Raw genomic sequence first — 16,930 nt, forward strand, 5'->3', positions numbered from 1 at the left:
GGTTCGAGCTTTTGGCCAGCGTTCATTTCACACCTGATAGGGTCCTTACAGAGCCTGAACCTCAACTAGCTGTTAACCGTTGTGGAAATTGGCTGCCGCCACGAATAACTCATCCATCTGCTGAATGTTGCTCATCACAGGAATAAATTTCAAAAACGCGTAATGGCTGACTATGGTGGGGGCTGTCTTTGGATCGCCAACAAGAGAGCAAATCATGAGCCAGACGCCATTCAACATTCAGCGCGCCGCCGTCATCGGTGCAGGCACCATGGGCCGTGGCATTGTCATGTGTCTGGCGAACGCCGGGGTGCCGGTGCAGTGGGTGGATAACAATCCGCAGATGCTTGAACAGGCGTTGGCCACCGTAGCCGAAACCAACGCTCGCAATATGCGCCAAGGGCGCATCGATCAGGCCGAGGCTGACGCGCGCATTGCGCGAGTGACCGCAGCGGCGGACTATGCATCGATCCGCGACGTCGATCTGGTCATCGAAGCGGTCTACGAAAACCTCGAGCTGAAACAGAAAATATTTCGCGAACTGGACGGGCTGCTCAAACCCGAAGCGATTCTGGCCAGCAACACCTCGGCGCTGGACATCGACGCCATCGCTGCGGCAACTCGCCGTCCACAACAAGTCTTGGGTCTGCACTTTTTCAGTCCTGCACACATCATGAAACTGCTGGAAATTGTCCGTGGCGCCGAGACTGCACCGGCAGTGCTAGACGCTGCGCTGGCACTGGGCAAGCGCATGGGCAAGGTCAGTGTGGTTGCCGGCAACTGTGACGGTTTCATCGGCAACCGCATGCTTAATACCTACGTGCTCGAAGCGCGCAAGATGCTGCTGGAGGGGGCTTATCCCTATCAGGTGGATGCGGCGTTGCAAGGTTTCGGTTTTGCCATGGGGCCGTTCCGCATGTACGACGTGGTTGGCGTTGATCTGGGCTGGCGGGCTCGGGAACTGGCGGGCACAGGACAGGATGCGCCGCAGGTTCAGGTGGATAACCGGCTGTGCGAACTCGGGCGTTTCGGTCAGAAGAGTGGCAACGGTTATTACCACTATGAGCCCGGCAGCCGTCAGGCTGAGCACGATGTAGAGGTTGATGCGCTGGTGTTGCAGGTCAGCGAAGGGTTGGGCTTCCAGCGTCGCGAGATAAGCGCTGAGGAGATTCTTGAGCGTTGCCTGCTGGCACTGGTTAACGAAGGGGCGAAGATCCTTCAAGAAGGCATTGCTGCGTCGGCGCACGACATCGATCTGGTGTACCTCAACGGTTATGGTTTTCCGGCGGCGAAGGGCGGGCCAATGGCGTGGGCGGATCAGCAAGGATTGGCGGATATTCATCAACGCTTGATGGCGTTGGAAACCCGGCAGGGTGACCACTGGCGTCCGGCACGCTTGATCGGCGAATTGGCAGTGGTGGGTAAAGGGTTTGCGGATCGGTAGACTTCAGCCACTTCAAGACGAGAGCTGCGCATGAACCAACGCACCGACTACCCACACTTCCAGCCCATCACCACCCGCTGGCACGACAACGACGCCTACGGTCACGTCAACAACGTCACCTACTACAGCTTCTTCGACACGGCGGTGAACACTTACCTGATCGAAGTCGGCGGCCTGGATATCCATGACGGCGAGGTGGTGGGTTTTGTCGTGAGTTCGGCTTGCGATTACTTTGCTTCCATCGCCTTTCCGGACCGGATCGAGATCGGTCTGCGAGTAGGCAAGCTGGGCAACAGTTCGGTGCAATACGAGTTGGCCGTGTTCAAGCAAGGGGAAGACGAAGCCTGCGCGGCCGGGCGCTTCGTGCATGTATTTGTAGATCGCGTTTCGAATCAGCCTGTATCGATTCCGACCGGATTGCGGGGGGCGCTGGAGCGCCTGGTGGTTTAGACCAGGCAAAAAAAATCGCAGCCCAAGGGCTGCGATTTTTTGACGTACCGGCTAACGAGGCGATTGAAGCCTCAGTCGCGGTCGCGGTAGTACTTGTGGTGATGCTTGCGATGGCCATAGGCATGGCCACGACCTGGATGGCCATCGCGGTAGTAGCGACGATCACCATGGCCACGATAGTAGTGACCATCGTTGTCGCCGCCCTCATCATCGTATTTGTTGCCCATGTAGTTACCCAGCGCGCCACCGGCGCCGCCGCCTGCTGCGGAGCCGATCAGGCTGCCGGTGGTGCCGCCCATGCTGCGGCCGACCACGTTACCGCCTGCTGCGCCCAATGCACCGCCAATGGCGGCTTCGCCACGGCTGTGTTTGTTTGCGCCGACTGCGCTACCACCCGCGCCGCCCAGGGCCGCGCCGATGGTGGAACCTGTATTGCCGCCTAACGACTGACCGACGACCGAGCCAAGAACCCCGCCCAATGCGCCGCCCACACCGGCTTCGGTGTTGCCGCCAGCAGAAGCAATGCCACTGAACAAGCCAAGGGACAACAAGAGAATCGAGGAGAACTTCATGGAGGAACCTCAAGGGGATGACGACGCGATCCTGAGGCTGTGTCAGAGGTGTGACAATCGAAATCCGACGAGTAACACGACTTGAGCACAAATCTATAAGTTACTGTTTTTTAGACGGAACTTAACTGTTTTTCGCCGGTCTTTAGTTACTTCGGACAGGCCGTTTCTATACAGGAACGGCCTTTTTTGTGGGCGATTGGAAAGTGGCTCGCCGAAAAAAAACTTAAAGTGGACAGGGTCCTGTGGCAAGGGAGCTAAGCCGACTTGGCCAAAATCAATCCTGTCTCACTCGCCATTTCCAACCGGATCGCCACGAACTTCGACGTCGGCGTATGGCTGCCATCCCCGATGCTTTCCAGCGGCACCAGCGGATTCACTTCCGGGTAGTAAGCCGCCGCTTGCCCCGCCGGGATATCAAACGCCAGCAGCGTGAAACCCTTGACGCGACGCTCACGCCCGTCATCCCAAATTGAAACGATATCGGCTTTCTGCCCCGGTTTGAAACCCAGGCGAATGATGTCGGCTTCGTTCACAAACAACACATCGCGCTGACCTTTCACCCCACGGTAACGGTCGTTGAGACCATAAATCGTGGTGTTGTACTGATCATGAGAACGCATCGATTGCATGATCAAATCCGGCAACACGCCGGTCGCGCGCGTGCGCTCGTGCACCAGGTCTTTAGGCAGGGCATTCGGGCGGAAATTGGCCCGGCCTGACGGCGTGTTCCACTTACGCGCACCGGCACTGCTGCCGAGATAGAAACCGCCCGGATTATTGACCTTCTCATTGAAATCGCGAAAGCCCGGAATGGTGTCGGCGATCAGATCGCGGATACGGCCGTAATCCGCCACCAGCCAGTTCCAGTCCACCGGTTTGCTGCCCAGCGTCGCGGCGGCGATGCCAGCGATGATCGACGGCTCCGAACGCATCTGGTTCGACAGCGGCTGCAACTGGCCGTTGGAGGCGTGGACCATGCTGAACGAATCTTCCACGGTCACCGCTTGCGGGCCATCGGTCTGGATGTCTATGTCGGTACGGCCCAGGCAGGGCAGGATCAGCGCGTCTTTACCGTGGGCCAAGTGGCTGCGGTTGAGCTTGGTGCTGATCTGCACGGTCAGGTCACAATTGCTCAACGCCTGAAAGGTGCGCGAGCTGTCCGGAGTTGCTTGGGCGAAGTTGCCACCCAGGCCGATGAAAACTTTGGCGCGACCCTCGGCCATGGCGTGGATTGCCTCGACCACGTTGTGGCCATTGTCACGCGGCACCTTGAACTGAAAACGACGTTCCAGTGAATCGAGGAACGCCACCGGCGGACGCTCGTTGATGCCCATGGTCCGGTCGCCCTGCACGTTACTGTGGCCACGCACCGGGCACAGACCGGCGCCCGGCCGGCCGATGTTGCCGCGCAGCAGCATCAGGTTGGCGATTTCCTGGATGGTTGCCACCGAATGGCGATGCTGAGTGATGCCCATCGCCCAGCACATGATCACGTTCTTGCCTTTGGCGTACATGCGCGCCGCTTGCTCGATCTCCACCAGCGGCAGACCGGACTGCTCGACGATTTGCTCCCACGGTGTATCGTCGATGGCACCGAGGTATTCCAGCACGTTGACGCTGTGTTCATTGAGGAAATCGTGATCGAACACCGCTTCAGCGCCCGTCTTCTGCGCGTCGCGCTCCCATTGCAGCAGGAATTTCGCCATGCCGCGCAGGATCGCCATGTCGCCACCGAGGGCTGGACGGAAGAACGCCGTGTTGGTCGGCTTGTCGCCATTGGTGAGCATTTCGAACGGGTGCTGCGGATGCTGGAAGCGTTCCAGGCCGCGCTCTTTCAGCGGGTTGACGCACACCACCTGAGCGCCGCGTTTCACCGCTTCGCGCAACGGTTCGAGCATCCGTGGGTGGTTGGTGCCAGGGTTCTGACCCCAGACAAAAATCGCATCGGCGTGTTCGAAGTCGTCGAAGGTGACCGTGCCTTTACCAACGCCGACACTTTGCGCCATGGCCACACCGCTGGCCTCGTGGCACATGTTCGAGCAATCAGGGAAGTTATTGGTGCCGTAGGCGCGCACAAACAATTGATACAGGTACGCCGCTTCGTTGCTGGCGCGGCCCGAGGTGTAGAACTCGGCCTGATTCGGGCTCGACAGCCCTTGCAGGTGTTTGCCAATCAGGGTGAAGGCCGCGTCCCAGCTGATAGGTTTGTAGCGATCGGTCTCGGCGTCGTAGCTCATCGGCTCGGTCAGACGGCCCTGGTATTCAAGCCAGTAGTCGCTCTGCTCCAGCAGCGAGGTGACGCTATGTTTGGCGAAGAATGCAGCGTCGACACGGCGTTTGGTCGCTTCCCAGTTCACCGCTTTGGCGCCGTTCTCGCAGAACATCACCATGCCCTTTTCCGGAGAATCGCCCCAGGCGCAACCGGGGCAGTCGAAACCGCCGTTCTGGTTGGTCTTGAGCATTATGCGGAGGTTTTTCAGCGCGTTATCGCTGGTCAACCAGGCTTGGGCGACGCTGATTAGCGCGCCCCAGCCACCGGCTGGGCCTTTGTAGGGCTTGTAGCGGGGGACGGGTTTCTGGTCGGCTTGACGGTGTTGACTCACGCTTGATTCTCCAACGCTGGGCTGTAGACCCGCGGTGCACTTTTCTGCGGCAGGTGGATGAGATTGAGGTTGTGACGACGGGCCCATTGCACGGCAAGGCCTGTGGGCGACGACAGGCTGACGAGGGTCTGGATGCCGGCACGCAGGACTTTCTGGATCAATTCGAGGCTGCACCGGCTGGTGACAATCGCCAGGCCGCCAGTCGTCGGGATCTTCTGGCGGATCAACCCGCCAATCAATTTGTCGAGGGCGTTGTGCCGGCCGATGTCTTCGCGGCCCAGCAGCAACTCGCCCTGACCGTTCATGAACACCGCTGCGTGCACCGCGCCGCAATGTTGGCCCAGCGGCTGGAACGCGCCGATGCGTTGGCGCAGGCCATCGAGCCATTCGGCGGGCGGCAGCGGTGCGCCCGGCAACACCTTGAGGTCGGGCAATGCCTGTTCAACCGCTTCCACGCCACAGAGCCCGCAACCGCTGGTGCCGGCCAGTTGCCGACGCTGCTGCTTGAGGTTCCAGAAGGCGCGGTTGGCGATGGTCACTTGCGCGTACTGCGCCGACCCTTCGCCGGTCAATTGCAGGTCATAGATGTCGGTCGCGTCTTCGATAATTCCGCTGCCGAGGCTGAAGCCGACGATGAAGTCTTCAAGGTCAGTCGGCGTCACCAACATCACAGCCTGGCTGATGCCGTTGTAGGCAATCGCCAACGCAACTTCCTCGGCCAGCGCTGTGCTGGCCGATTCGGTGAATTGAAGGTCACAGAAACTGTAGGTCTGGCTTGCGTCTGGCGCGGGCGTTTCGAGTGCGGGCGCCGCGCAGCCGGGGCGCTTGGTGTTCATGAGGTATCACCGACGGTCTGGTCAGCTCTAAGCCTAGGCGTGTCAAAAGGTCACGTCTAATCGCTATTACTGATCTGCCGATAGATGACGTCGATCAAGAGGCTGTCAGTGATTTCTGATAGATCGCAAAACAGGCTTCCGCCAAGGCCGAGCGTGGGGCGCTGCGACGCATGATCAACCCCAGCCGGGCGACGGTTTGCGCGTTTTCGATGGGTTGCAGGCGCAAGTGATCAGTGAGGTTTTCCAGGCCGCCTTCAAGCGGCATTACCGCGCAGCACATGCCACCGTGCACCGCTTGTAACAATTGGTGCACTGCATCGGTTTGCAGCAGAGGCTGAGGTGACAGGCCGCGGCTGTGGAAGTTGTGGTCGATGGACTGGCGAAAGTGCATGCCGCTGGTGAGCATGCCCAGCGGCAGTTCGATCAGCGACTCCCAGCTCAAAGGCGCTTCGCCGAAACTGAAAAAGCGCTGATCGTAGAGCAGGCCCATGTGGGTTTCACTGAACGCCAGTGAATCGAAGCGCTCGTTGTCCAGACGCTCCAGATAAGACACGCCGAGGTCCAGACGGTTGCTCGACAGCTGCTCGAGGATTTGCTCGGAGCTCAACGCCGAAAGTTCGAAGCGCAGGTTCGGGTGTTCGGCGTGCAGGCGTTGCATGAGCGGCAGCGGATCGAAACTCGACAGCGGCACCACGCCCAACCGCAACGTACCGACCAGGTTGCCGCGACAGGCCGCGGCTTCAGCCTGCAAGCCGTCGTAAGCCGCCAGCACTGTGCGCGCCCAGGCCAGCACGCGTTCACCAGGTGCGGTAAACCCTTCAAAGCGCTGACCACGATTGACCAGCGGCAACTCGAGTTCTTCTTCGAGGCTGCGCAGGCGCATGGACAGGGTCGGCTGGGTGATGTGGCAGCGGGCAGCGGCCTGGCCAAAGTGCCGGGTTTCGTCGAGGGCGATGAGGAATTTCAGTTGCTTGATGTCCATCTTCGCTCCAGGGCGCGGTGAAGGAGGGGATTCTAGCGCTTGCGCCAGATCAACGTCATTGGTCGGGTTGGAACCGGGGGTTGCCAGCTTGGTCTAGTCTCTTGCCTCTGGAACCTAAACCCAAGGAGAACGCACCATGAGTCTTTTGAGCTTTGTGAAAGAAGCAGGCGAAAAACTGCTCGATCTGCTGACCCCTGGCAACGCCAATGCCAGCGAGCAGTTGAAGGACCACATCAGCAAGGTTGGCCTGGGTAACCCGAATGTGCAGGCCACGGTGGATGGCGACAAAGTGACCGTGACCGGGGAAGTCGGCAGTCAGGAAGAGAAGGAAAAGATTCTGCTGGCGGTGGGTAATATTGCCGGTGTCGGCAGTGTTGATGACCAGATTACGGTGACCGGGCCGGTGGTTGTGGCCGCGAGGTTCGTCGTTGTAGAGAAGGGCGATACCCTGAGCGCGATCTCGTTGCGCGTTTACCATGACGCTAACAAGTATCAAAAAATCTTTGAGGCCAACAAGCCGATGCTCAAGGATGTGAACAAGATCTATCCGGGGCAAACATTGCGGATTCCTGAATAAGCCTTGTGGCGAGGGGGCTTGCCCCCGTTCGGCTGCGCAGCAGTCGTAAAGATTAGGGCCGCTTCGCGACCCAACGGGGGCAAGCCCCCTCGCCACAATGTCCGCAACATAAGTTAGAGCCCTGCAATCAAATCCCGATAATCCCCCAGCGCCGCAAACTCCGCCGTGTCCTTGGGCCCTTTGCGACTGTCCGGCTCGCTCACCGCCAACAAATGCGCTACGCCAAAACGGCGCGCACTGCGCAGGATCGGCAACGTGTCATCAATAAACAAACTACGCGCCGGATCAAAGCCAATGTCCGCCTGCAACGCCTCCCAGAACTGCGCATTCTCTTTGGGAAAGCCGTAATCATGCGAGCTGATCAAGCGCTCGAAGTAGGGCGCCAGTTCAATCCTTTCCAGCTTCAATGACAGCGAATCCCGGTGGGCATTGGTGATCATCACCACACGCTTGCCGGCCTGTTTGATCGCCGCCAGAAACGTATCCGCATCCGGGCGCAAGGCGATCAGGTGCGCGGTTTCCAGTTTCAGTTCACGCACCGGCAGTTTCAATTCGGCGCTCCAGAAATCCAGGCAGTACCACTGCAACTGGCCGGCGTTGCGCTCGAACAGCGGCTGCAATTCCATCTCGGCCATGGCCCGGCTCACCCCGTGCAACTCGGCGTAACGCTGTGGCAAGTGCTCCATCCAGAAATGGTTGTCGTAATGCAGGTCCAGCAGCGTGCCGTCCATGTCCAGCAGAACGGTGTCGATGTCGCGCCAGGGCAGCAGGGACATAAAAACTCTCCAGCGGTAAAAGAGATATCCGAGGTCAACAATCAGGATAGGCCGGGTATAGTAACGCGTTCACGCCAAGGAGCTTTGCATGCGCCAGAAACCCACCATACTTGCCCGCGAGATCGTCGCCACCAGCCGTTTGTTCTGTGTCGAAGAGCTGAAACTGCGCTTTTCCAATGGCGTGGAGCGCACGTACGAGCGTTTGGTCGGCAAGGGCGCGGGGTATGGCGCGGTGATGGTCGTGGCCATGCTCGATTCGGATCATGCGGTGTTGGTCGAGGAATACTGCGGCGGCACTGATGAGTATGAGCTGTCTTTGCCTAAAGGCCTGATCGAGCCGGGTGAAGACGTGCTGGCGGCGGCTGTGCGTGAGCTCAAGGAAGAAGCCGGGTATGGCGCACGGCAGCTGGAGCATCTGACCGAGTTGTCGTTATCGCCCGGTTACATGAGCCAGAAGATCCAGGTGGTGCTGGCCACCGATCTGTATGAAGAAAGCCTTGAGGGTGACGAGCCCGAGCCGATGGGTGTGGACAAGATCAATCTGCGTGAGTTGTCCGCCTTGGCGCAGAACCCGCGCTTCACCGAGGGCCGTGCCTTGGCGGCGCTGTATCTGGCCCGTGATCTGCTGACCCAGCGCGGGGTATTTCTGCCATGAATTTGCCGCATCCATTGATGGCGCCGGTGGTTGAACTGGCATTGCAGGCTGGCGAGGCGATTCTGCCGTTCTGGCGTACCGGCACCGCCGTGACTGCCAAGGCTGACGATTCGCCGGTGACGGCTGCCGACCTGGCGGCTCACCATTTGATTCTGGCCGGGTTGATCGCGCTTGACCCAAGCATCCCGGTGCTGTCCGAAGAGGACGCCAACATCCCGCAAAGCGTGCGTGCCGGGTGGCAGCGGTGGTGGCTGGTGGACCCGTTGGACGGAACCAAGGAATTCATTTCCGGCAGTGAAGAGTTCACCGTCAATATCGCGCTGATCGAGCAGGGGCGGGTGGTGTTTGGTGTGGTGTCGATGCCGACCAACGGGCGTTTCTACGTCGGTGGTACAGGTTTGGGCGCCTGGCGCGGCGACAAGGACAGCCAGCCATTGCCGATCCAGGTTCGCGAAGTGCCTGCTGCGGGAGAGGCGTTTACCGTGGTTGCCAGTCGTCGGCATTCGAGCCCGGAACAGGAGCGCTTGTTGGCGGGGTTGAGCGACAGTCTGGGCGAGTTGCAACTGGCCAATATCGGCAGTTCGCTGAAGTTCTGCTTGTTGGCGGAAGGGGCGGCGGATTGTTATCCGCGGCTGGCGCCGACTTCGCAGTGGGACACGGCGGCGGCGCAAGGCGTGCTGGAAGGTGCGGGCGGCGAGGTGCTGGACTTGAGCGGTGCACCGTTTTGTTATCCGGCGCGGGAATCGTTGTTGAATGAGTTCTTTTTGGCGCTGCCGGCCAAGGCTGTGTGGCGTGAAAAATTGTTGGCGTTGGCACGGGCGTAAAGATCAAAAGATCGCCGCCTCGTTTCACTCGACAGCTCCTACAGGGGGGCGCGATTCTCTGTAGGAGCTGTCGAGTGAAACGAGGCGGCGAATTTTTGCTTCAACGGTGAAGGACGTACTGCCCCGTAAACCTCACCGCATCGTCATCACTGCCGACATTCACAATCCGTGAATGCAGCGTCAACCGCGCCCGCCCATAGCGCTGATACATCGCCAAAAACTTCTTCCACACCGCGGCACTCGGCGCCTGACAAATCGCCGTCGCGTCCATGGTCACCGGCAGCGGATAGCTGATCTGCCCTTCGTGAATCACGATGTGCCCGTCTTCAATCCCTTCCTCACGCAAGCGCAAATGCAACCAGCCCCAACCCGCCAGAACCGCGCCGCAATACAGACTGCCGCCGAACATGGTGCTTTTGTGATTAACGTTGGCTTCCAGCGGCAAGTACAGGCGCAGTTGCTGATCGTGCCAGTCGAGCACTTTGATGCCCATGGCCTGCGTCAGGGGGATGTCGTGATGGAGAATGGATTCCAGATGACGACTGTCGCGGTTCATGCGCGGGCCTCTTGTTTGAAGGTGATGATTTAACGGTCGCTCAATCGAGATCGTCAGCAGAGCTGCTGGCGCCGCCGGCGAAGTTCAGCCCATGTTTGCGCAGCTTGTCGTGCAGGGTTTTGCGTGGGATGCCCAGCGCTTCGGCGAGGCTGCGCACGGAGCTGTGAGAACGCGCCAGTTCGGCGGCGATCAGGCTCTTTTCGAAGTTTTCCACTTGCTCGCTCAATCCGCCACTGAACCCTTCAGCCGGCGTGCTGGTTCCGCCCTCTGGCGTATTGTTGTCCAGCGCCAGTTCCAGGCCCAGGGCAAAGCGTTCGGCGGCGTTTTGCAGTTCGCGTACGTTGCCGGGCCAAGTGTGGCGCAGCAGCAGGGCGCGTTGCCCCGGTTGCAGCATATGGGGCGGCAAACCGTGGCGGGCGCTGGCTTCATCGGCGAAATGCTGGAACAACACCAACGCGTCTTCACCGCGCTCGCGCAGCGGCGGAATACGCAGCGGCGCGACGTTCAGGCGGTAATACAAGTCGGCGCGGAAACGCCCTTGATCGGCGGACTGGCGCAGGTCTTCCTTGGTCGCGGCGATGATGCGGATATCCAGCGGGATCAACTGATTGCCGCCCAAACGCTCGACGACGCGTTCCTGCAGCAAGCGCAGCAGTTTCACCTGCACGTCCAGGCTCATGCTTTCGATTTCGTCGAGGAACAGCGTGCCGCCGTTGGCGAATTCGAACTTGCCGATGCGACGTTTTTGCGCGCCGGTGAACGCCCCGGGCTCATGGCCGAATAGCTCGCTTTCCACCACGGACTCGGCCAGTGCGCCGGCATTGATTGCCACGAACGGACCGTTACGACGGTTCGACAAATCGTGCAGCGCACGGGCCACGACTTCCTTGCCTGCGCCGGTTTCACCCAAAATCAATACATCGGCCCTGGTCGCGGCCAGTGCGCCAATCTGCTCGCGCAGACGCAGCATCGGCGCTGATTGCCCAACCAACCGAGTGCTCAATTCATTGCGATCACTCAGGGCCAGACGCAGGCTGCGGTTATCCAGCACCAACCGGCGCAAGGCCAGAGCGCGGCGCACGCTGTCGAGCAGGGCGTCGCTGGCGAAAGGTTTTTCGAGAAAGTCATAAGCCCCGGCGCGCATGGCTTGCACCGCCAGCGGCACATCGCCGTGGCCGGTGATCAGCAGCACCGGCAGCTCCGGGTCCTGGGCATGCAGTTCGGTCAGCAGTTCGAGGCCGTCCATTCCCGGCATGCGAATGTCGCTGACCACCACGCCGGGCCAGTCACGCTCCAGTTGTGCGGCCAGGCCTTTGGCTTCCGCCAGCGGCAGGATTTTCAGGCCGGCGAGGTCCAAGGTCTGGCTCAGGGCCTGACGCAGATGGGGATCATCGTCGATCAACACGACCTGAATGCGGCTGTCGATGGTCATGCACTTCGGTCCTCGGACGGTTGCAGGCTCACGCCCGGCGCGCCTGCGCGCAGTTTCAGGGTAATCACGGCGCCGCCTTCCTTGTGGTTGGCGAACGACAGTTCACCTCCGAAGGCACGCATCAGGGTTTCGCAAATCGCCAACCCCAGTCCAAGTCCCTGTGTGCGAGTCTTGGTGGTGTAGAACGGTTCGCTGGCGCGCCCCAGGGCTTCCATGCAAAAGCCGGGACCATTGTCACGAATGTACAGATTGACGCCGTCAGCGGTGGATTGGGCACTCAACCAGAGTTTACGCGGTGGGCCTTTCTCGGTCAGCGCATCGAGGGCGTTGGCCAACAGATTGCCGAGTACCTGACGCAGACGGGTTTCCCCGGCCTCGACCCACAACGTGGCGGCCGGCAAGTCGCGGATCAGCTCGACTTCCATGCTGCGTCGGCGCTTGGCCAGCAATGCCAGCGCGTCATCCAGCGCCGGTTGCAGCGCAACGCTTTCCGGCGCGTGACGATCACGGCGGGCGAAGGCGCGCAGGTGAGCAATGATCGAGGCCATTCGCCCGGTCAGTTCGCTGATCAGTTTGAGGTTGCCGCGTGCATCGTCGGTGCGTTGATGATCGAGCAGCACTTCGGCGTTTTCCGCGTAGCTGCGAATCGCCGCCAGTGGCTGATTGAGCTCATGGCTGATACTCGCCGACATGGTTCCCAACGCTGACAATTTACCGGCCTGGACCAGATCATCCTGCGCGCGCACCAGCTCCTGCTGGGCGTGTTCGCGCTCCAGCACTTCCTGTTTCAGGCGCCGATTGAGGCCTTCGAGGTCGCTGGTCCGCTCGGCGACCCGGCCTTCCAGTTCGCGCCTGGCCTTGGCTTCGAAGGCGATTCGTTCGAGGTAATGACGGCGGCGCTGCATCATCAGTCCGAGCAGCAGCATCAACACCAACAGCGTTGCGCCACCGATGGCGACCACCGTGCGCACCGGGCGGTCGATCAGGGTGCGCGGGGCGAGGATGCTGACGTTCCAGCCGGTTTCTGCGATTGGCTGGGTCTGTGTCAGCCAGGCATTGGGGTTGAGTTTCAACGGCTTTGGATCGCGGGTCGGGTACGGTTGAATCGCGGTAATGGCTTTGTTTTCTTCATCGCTCAACGGGCGGGTCGAGCGAAAGCGCCACTCCGGTCGCGATGTGAGAATGACCACACCGTTTTGGTCGGTCAGCAGCAGCTGTTCCGGGGTTTTTCCCCAGAGGCTTTCGGTGTGGTCCAGGTCAACTTTGACCACCAGCACGCCGATGACCTTTTCGCCATCGCGTACCGCGGCGGCGAAGAAGTAGCCGCGTTTGGCCGAGGTCGTGCCCAGGCCGAAAAACCGTCCGAGTCGCCCGGCCATGGCTTCGCTGAAATAGGGTCGGAAAGAAAAATTGCGCCCGACGAAGCTGTCGTGCTTATCCCAATTGGACGCCGCCAGCGTCTTGCCGCTCGTGTCCATCAAGTACATGACTTCGGCGCCCGTTTGGGTGCTGATATTTTTCAGCAAGCGGTTGGCATTGCCTTGGGTGACGCCATCATCGGGCGCGCCGAGTACGGCGCGCAGGGCCGGCAAGTCGCCGAGGATTTGCGGCAAGACCTCATAACGGTGCAGCGTGCCCAGCAGGTTGGCGACGTACAGGTCGAGGGTCTGACGGTTCTGCCCGGCCAGTTCGCTGCGGTAGTAACGCTCGGCCAAGTGCTCCAGCGGCCACAGTAACGGCGCCAGGCACAACGCCAGCAGGGCGAGGCTGCGCCAGCGGGGTCTGCGAGGGAGGGTCGGAGTCATGAGCATCGGGCGCCTGTGGGTACAGGCGCATTATGCCTAGGCTTGCTCGGCAAGACACTCGCGCAACGCGCTTTGCCAGTCAGACTGACTGACGCCCCATTCGCGCTGCAGACGACTGCAGTCAAGGCGTGAGTTCAGCGGCCGGGCCGCCGGTGTCGGGTAGTCGGCGGACGGAATCGGCAGCAGGTTAGCGCACGGCTTGCCCTGTTCCCGAAGCGCATCGCCAATGGCCTGGGCGAAGCCGAACCATGACGTTTCACCCTGAGCCGTCAGGTGATACGTGCCCCAGGCACCGGCCTGTCCCGCTTGCCAGCGTTCAATCAGCGCGACGGTGCTGCCGGCAATCGTGCCGGCCCAGGTGGGCGCGCCGATCTGGTCAGCGACAATGCGCAATTCCGGTTTTTCTTGCAGCAGGCGTTGCATGGTCAGCAGGAAGTTGCGGCCATGGGTCGAGTAAACCCAACTGGTGCGCAAAATCAGGTGCTGGCCTTGAACGGCCGTGATCGCCTGTTCACCGGCCAATTTGCTCTTGCCGTAGACACCGAGCGGATTGGGCACATCGTCTTCGTTGTAAGGCGCGGTCTTGCTACCGTCGAACACGTAATCGGTCGAGTAATGAATCAGCGGGATACCCAGCGCCAGCGCTTCTTCGGCCAATACGCCCGGGCCGGTCGCATTGATGGCAAATGCCAGCGCAGGTTCGCTCTCCGCCTGATCGACAGCCGTGTGAGCCGCTGCGTTGATGATCAGGTCGGGACAAACGCGCTGGACCTGCCGACGAATCTGTTCCGGTTGAGCCAGATCAAGCTGATCGCGCCCCAGCACAATCAATTCACCGACATCACCCAGGCGACGCTGCAACTCACGGGAGACCTGACCGTTTTGACCACTGATGAGTATTCTCATGGAAACAGATCAGCCTCTAAAAAGAGCTGACCGTTCTGATCCTTGGCCGACAACTGCGGGGCTTCTTGCAGTTGCCAATCAATGGCGAGGGTCGGATCGTCCCAACGAATGCAGCGTTCGGCAGACGGTGTGTAGTAATCCGTAGTCTTGTAGAGGAACTCGGCGAAGTCGCTGAGTACTACAAACCCATGGGCAAAGCCTTCGGGCACCCAGAGTTGCCGATGTTTGTCGGCGGACAACCGCACCGCCACCCACTGGCCGAAATGCGCCGAGCTGCGACGGATATCCACTGCGACGTCGAGCACTTCACCGACGGTCACCCGCACCAGTTTTCCCTGGGTGTTTTGCAGTTGGTAGTGCAGGCCACGCAGCACGCCCTTCTGGGATCGGGAGTGGTTGTCCTGAACGAACTGTGTGTTGAGCCCCGTCGCTTCTTGAAACGCCTTGGCATTGAAGCTTTCATAGAAAAAGCCGCGCTCGTCACCGAAGACTTTGGGCTCGATGATCAGTACACCGGGCAAGCCGGTTTCAATCACTTTCATTGTTCTTCCCCGGCCAGCATGAAGAGGTATTTGCCGTAACCGGTCTTGCCGAAATAACTGGCGCGCTCGAGCAGAAGCTCGCGGCTGATCCAGCCATTTTCGTAGGCAATCTCTTCCAGGCAGGCGACTTTCAGGCCTTGGCGATGCTCGATGGTCTGCACGTACTGAGAAGCTTCGAGCAGGCTGTCGTGGGTGCCGGTGTCCAGCCAGGCGAAACCGCGACCGAAGCGCTCGACCTGCAAATCGCCGCGTTGGAGGTAGGCGTTATTGACGTCGGTGATTTCCAGTTCGCCGCGAGGCGAGGGTTTCACGGCCTTGGCGATGTCGATCACGTCGTTGTCATAGAAATACAGCCCGGTGACGGCGTAGCTGGATTTCGGTTGTTTCGGCTTCTCTTCGATCGACAAGGCACGGCCTTCGCTGTCGAAATCAATTACGCCAAAGCGTTCCGGGTCTTTGACCCAATAGCCGAACACGGTCGCGCCAGAAGTGCGTTTTGCCGCGTTTTTCAACTGATCACCGAAGTGCTGACCGTGGAAGATGTTGTCACCGAGGATCAGGCAGACGGGGTCGTCGCCAATAAACTCTTCACCAATCAAAAAGGCCTGGGCCAGACCGTCTGGCGACGGTTGTTCGGCGTAGCTGAAATTGACCCCGAACTGACTGCCGTCACCCAACAGGTTGCGGTACTGCGGCAGGTCCTGAGGTGTGGAAATCAGCAAGATGTCCTTGATGCCGGCTAGCATCAGTACCGAGATCGGGTAGTAGATCATCGGCTTGTCGTAAACCGGTAACAGCTGTTTGGACACGCCAAGCGTGATCGGGTGCAAACGCGTACCCGAGCCGCCCGCCAACACTATGCCTTTCATCATTCGAGAAGCTCCTTGGTATTGATGGCGCCCAGTCGTTCACCCTGATAGCTGCCGTCCTGAACACGGTGGCACCACTCCAGGTTATCCAGATACCACTGAACGGTCTTGCGCAGGCCGGTTTCGAAGGTTTCTTCGGGTACCCAGCCAAGTTCGCGTTCGATCTTGCTGGCGTCGATGGCGTAACGCTGGTCGTGGCCGGGACGGTCCTGGACGAAGGTGATCAAATCGGCGAAATGCGCCACGCCTTGAGGTTTTTGCGGGGCCAGTTCTTCGAGCAGGGCGCAGATGCCACGCACCACGTCGATGTTCTTCTGTTCGTTGTGACCGCCGATGTTGTACGTCTCGCCGACCACTCCTTCGGTGACCACTTTGAGCAGCGCGCGGGCGTGATCCTCGACGAACAGCCAGTCACGCACTTGCAGGCCGTTGCCGTACACGGGCAGTGGCTTGCCTGCCAGGGCGTTGAGAATCACCAGCGGGATCAGCTTCTCGGGGAAGTGAAACGGCCCGTAATTGTTCGAGCAATTGGTCAGCAATACCGGCAAGCCGTAGGTGCGCTGCCAGGCGCGGACCAAGTGATCAGACGCTGCTTTGCTGGCGGAATACGGCGAGCTTGGCGCGTAGGGCGTGGTTTCGGTGAACGGATCGTCGACACCGTGCAAGTCGCCGTAGACCTCATCAGTGGAGATGTGATGAAAGCGAAAGGCGCTTTTCTCAGGCTCGGCCAGGGTCTGCCAGTAGGCGCGGGTCGCTTCCAGCAGGCTATAGGTGCCGACGATGTTGGTTTGAATGAAATCCGACGGACCGTCGATGGAGCGGTCAACATGGGATTCGGCCGCCAGGTGCATGATCGCGTGCGGCTGGAAGCGCGCCAGGACTGCGCTCACGGTCGCCTGGTCGACGATATCGGCTTGCACGAATTCATAGCGGGTGTCGGCGGCAATGCTGGTCAGCGATTCAAGATTGCCGGCGTAAGTCAATTTGTCCAGGTTGAGCACTTCGTGCCCAGTGTGCCGGATCAGGTGACGAATCAGGGCAGAGCCAATGAAACCGGCACCGCCGGTGATGAGAATACGCATGTTGGCCAGCCTTTTTCCGTAA

17 protein-coding genes are annotated in these 16,930 nt (G+C 60.1%); 5 read left to right on the plus strand and 12 right to left on the minus strand.

The window, feature by feature from the left end; all coding sequences use genetic code 11:
• Positions 1 to 214: 214 nt before the first annotated feature.
• Positions 215 to 1,441, plus strand: a complete 1,227-nt coding sequence (locus ACWGZX_RS15670) for a 3-hydroxyacyl-CoA dehydrogenase NAD-binding domain-containing protein (RefSeq protein WP_452624507.1) — start codon at positions 215 to 217, stop codon at positions 1,439 to 1,441.
• Between the two features lie 30 nt (positions 1,442 to 1,471).
• Entirely contained in the window at positions 1,472 to 1,891 is a 420-nt protein-coding gene (locus ACWGZX_RS15675) for an acyl-CoA thioesterase (protein WP_452624508.1), read from the plus strand.
• A 71-nt stretch (positions 1,892 to 1,962) separates the two neighbouring features.
• Here the strand turns inward: ACWGZX_RS15675 and ACWGZX_RS15680 are convergent, their stop codons facing one another.
• From ACWGZX_RS15680 to ACWGZX_RS15695, 4 genes are all read right to left on the minus strand, one after another.
• A complete protein-coding gene (locus tag ACWGZX_RS15680; protein WP_452624509.1) occupies positions 1,963 to 2,463 on the minus strand; it encodes a glycine zipper domain-containing protein in 501 nt (166 codons plus the stop codon).
• A 254-nt stretch (positions 2,464 to 2,717) separates the two neighbouring features.
• Positions 2,718 to 5,066 carry an FdhF/YdeP family oxidoreductase gene (locus ACWGZX_RS15685; protein ID WP_452624510.1) on the minus strand — a complete coding sequence of 783 codons (2,349 nt, stop codon included), beginning with the start codon at positions 5,064 to 5,066 and terminating at the stop codon, positions 2,718 to 2,720.
• A complete protein-coding gene (fdhD, locus tag ACWGZX_RS15690) occupies positions 5,063 to 5,902 on the minus strand; it encodes a formate dehydrogenase accessory sulfurtransferase FdhD (protein WP_452624511.1) in 840 nt (279 codons plus the stop codon). Before fdhD ends, ACWGZX_RS15685 begins: the two co-directional genes overlap by 4 nt.
• Positions 5,903 to 5,996: 94 nt before the next feature.
• Positions 5,997 to 6,884 (minus strand): LysR family transcriptional regulator, encoded by an 888-nt coding sequence (locus ACWGZX_RS15695; RefSeq protein ID WP_452624512.1) that lies wholly within the window; start codon positions 6,882 to 6,884, stop codon positions 5,997 to 5,999.
• 136 nt (positions 6,885 to 7,020) lie between these two features.
• Between ACWGZX_RS15695 and lysM the strand changes: the two genes are divergently transcribed.
• Positions 7,021 to 7,461, plus strand: a complete 441-nt coding sequence (gene lysM / locus ACWGZX_RS15700; RefSeq protein ID WP_452624513.1) for a peptidoglycan-binding protein LysM — start codon at positions 7,021 to 7,023, stop codon at positions 7,459 to 7,461.
• 113 nt (positions 7,462 to 7,574) lie between these two features.
• Here the strand turns inward: lysM and yrfG are convergent, their stop codons facing one another.
• Entirely contained in the window at positions 7,575 to 8,237 is a 663-nt protein-coding gene (gene yrfG, locus ACWGZX_RS15705; RefSeq protein ID WP_452624514.1) for a GMP/IMP nucleotidase, read from the minus strand.
• Positions 8,238 to 8,325: 88 nt separating this feature from the next.
• Between yrfG and nudE the strand changes: the two genes are divergently transcribed.
• Together nudE and cysQ are read left to right on the plus strand one after the other, a co-directional pair.
• Positions 8,326 to 8,892, plus strand: a complete 567-nt coding sequence (gene nudE, locus ACWGZX_RS15710) for an ADP compounds hydrolase NudE (RefSeq protein WP_223514711.1) — start codon at positions 8,326 to 8,328, stop codon at positions 8,890 to 8,892.
• Positions 8,889 to 9,716 carry a 3'(2'),5'-bisphosphate nucleotidase CysQ gene (cysQ, locus tag ACWGZX_RS15715; protein WP_452624515.1) on the plus strand — a complete coding sequence of 276 codons (828 nt, stop codon included), beginning with the start codon at positions 8,889 to 8,891 and terminating at the stop codon, positions 9,714 to 9,716. Before nudE ends, cysQ begins: the two co-directional genes overlap by 4 nt.
• Before the next feature lie 100 nt (positions 9,717 to 9,816).
• On the opposite strand, the gene ACWGZX_RS15720 is transcribed toward cysQ, so the two are convergent.
• Genes ACWGZX_RS15720 through rfbB form a run of 7 tightly spaced genes read right to left on the minus strand, consistent with a single transcriptional unit; the run spans position 9,817 to position 16,908 of the window.
• On the minus strand, positions 9,817 to 10,272 hold the full coding sequence (locus ACWGZX_RS15720; RefSeq protein ID WP_452624516.1) for a thioesterase domain-containing protein: 456 nt from the start codon (positions 10,270 to 10,272) through the stop codon (positions 9,817 to 9,819).
• Between the two features lie 40 nt (positions 10,273 to 10,312).
• Complete coding sequence (locus ACWGZX_RS15725; protein WP_452624517.1) at positions 10,313 to 11,704, minus strand: sigma-54-dependent transcriptional regulator; 1,392 nt, start codon at positions 11,702 to 11,704, stop codon at positions 10,313 to 10,315.
• Positions 11,701 to 13,509, minus strand: a complete 1,809-nt coding sequence (locus tag ACWGZX_RS15730; protein ID WP_452624518.1) for a sensor histidine kinase — start codon at positions 13,507 to 13,509, stop codon at positions 11,701 to 11,703. The genes ACWGZX_RS15725 and ACWGZX_RS15730 overlap by 4 nt, the downstream gene beginning before the upstream one ends.
• A 36-nt stretch (positions 13,510 to 13,545) precedes the next feature.
• Positions 13,546 to 14,415, minus strand: coding sequence for a dTDP-4-dehydrorhamnose reductase (rfbD, locus tag ACWGZX_RS15735; RefSeq protein ID WP_452624519.1), 870 nt, complete (start codon positions 14,413 to 14,415; stop codon positions 13,546 to 13,548).
• A complete protein-coding gene (gene rfbC / locus ACWGZX_RS15740; RefSeq protein WP_452624520.1) occupies positions 14,412 to 14,957 on the minus strand; it encodes a dTDP-4-dehydrorhamnose 3,5-epimerase in 546 nt (181 codons plus the stop codon). The genes rfbD and rfbC overlap by 4 nt, the downstream gene beginning before the upstream one ends.
• Positions 14,954 to 15,829, minus strand: coding sequence for a glucose-1-phosphate thymidylyltransferase RfbA (rfbA, locus tag ACWGZX_RS15745; RefSeq protein WP_223514745.1), 876 nt, complete (start codon positions 15,827 to 15,829; stop codon positions 14,954 to 14,956). Before rfbA ends, rfbC begins: the two co-directional genes overlap by 4 nt.
• Positions 15,826 to 16,908: a dTDP-glucose 4,6-dehydratase gene (gene rfbB / locus ACWGZX_RS15750; RefSeq protein WP_452624521.1), complete on the minus strand. Its 1,083-nt coding sequence runs from the start codon at positions 16,906 to 16,908 to the stop codon at positions 15,826 to 15,828. The genes rfbA and rfbB overlap by 4 nt, the downstream gene beginning before the upstream one ends.
• Between the last annotated feature and the right edge of the window lie 22 nt (positions 16,909 to 16,930).

Source organism: Pseudomonas sp. CLCA07, from assembly GCF_053615335.1.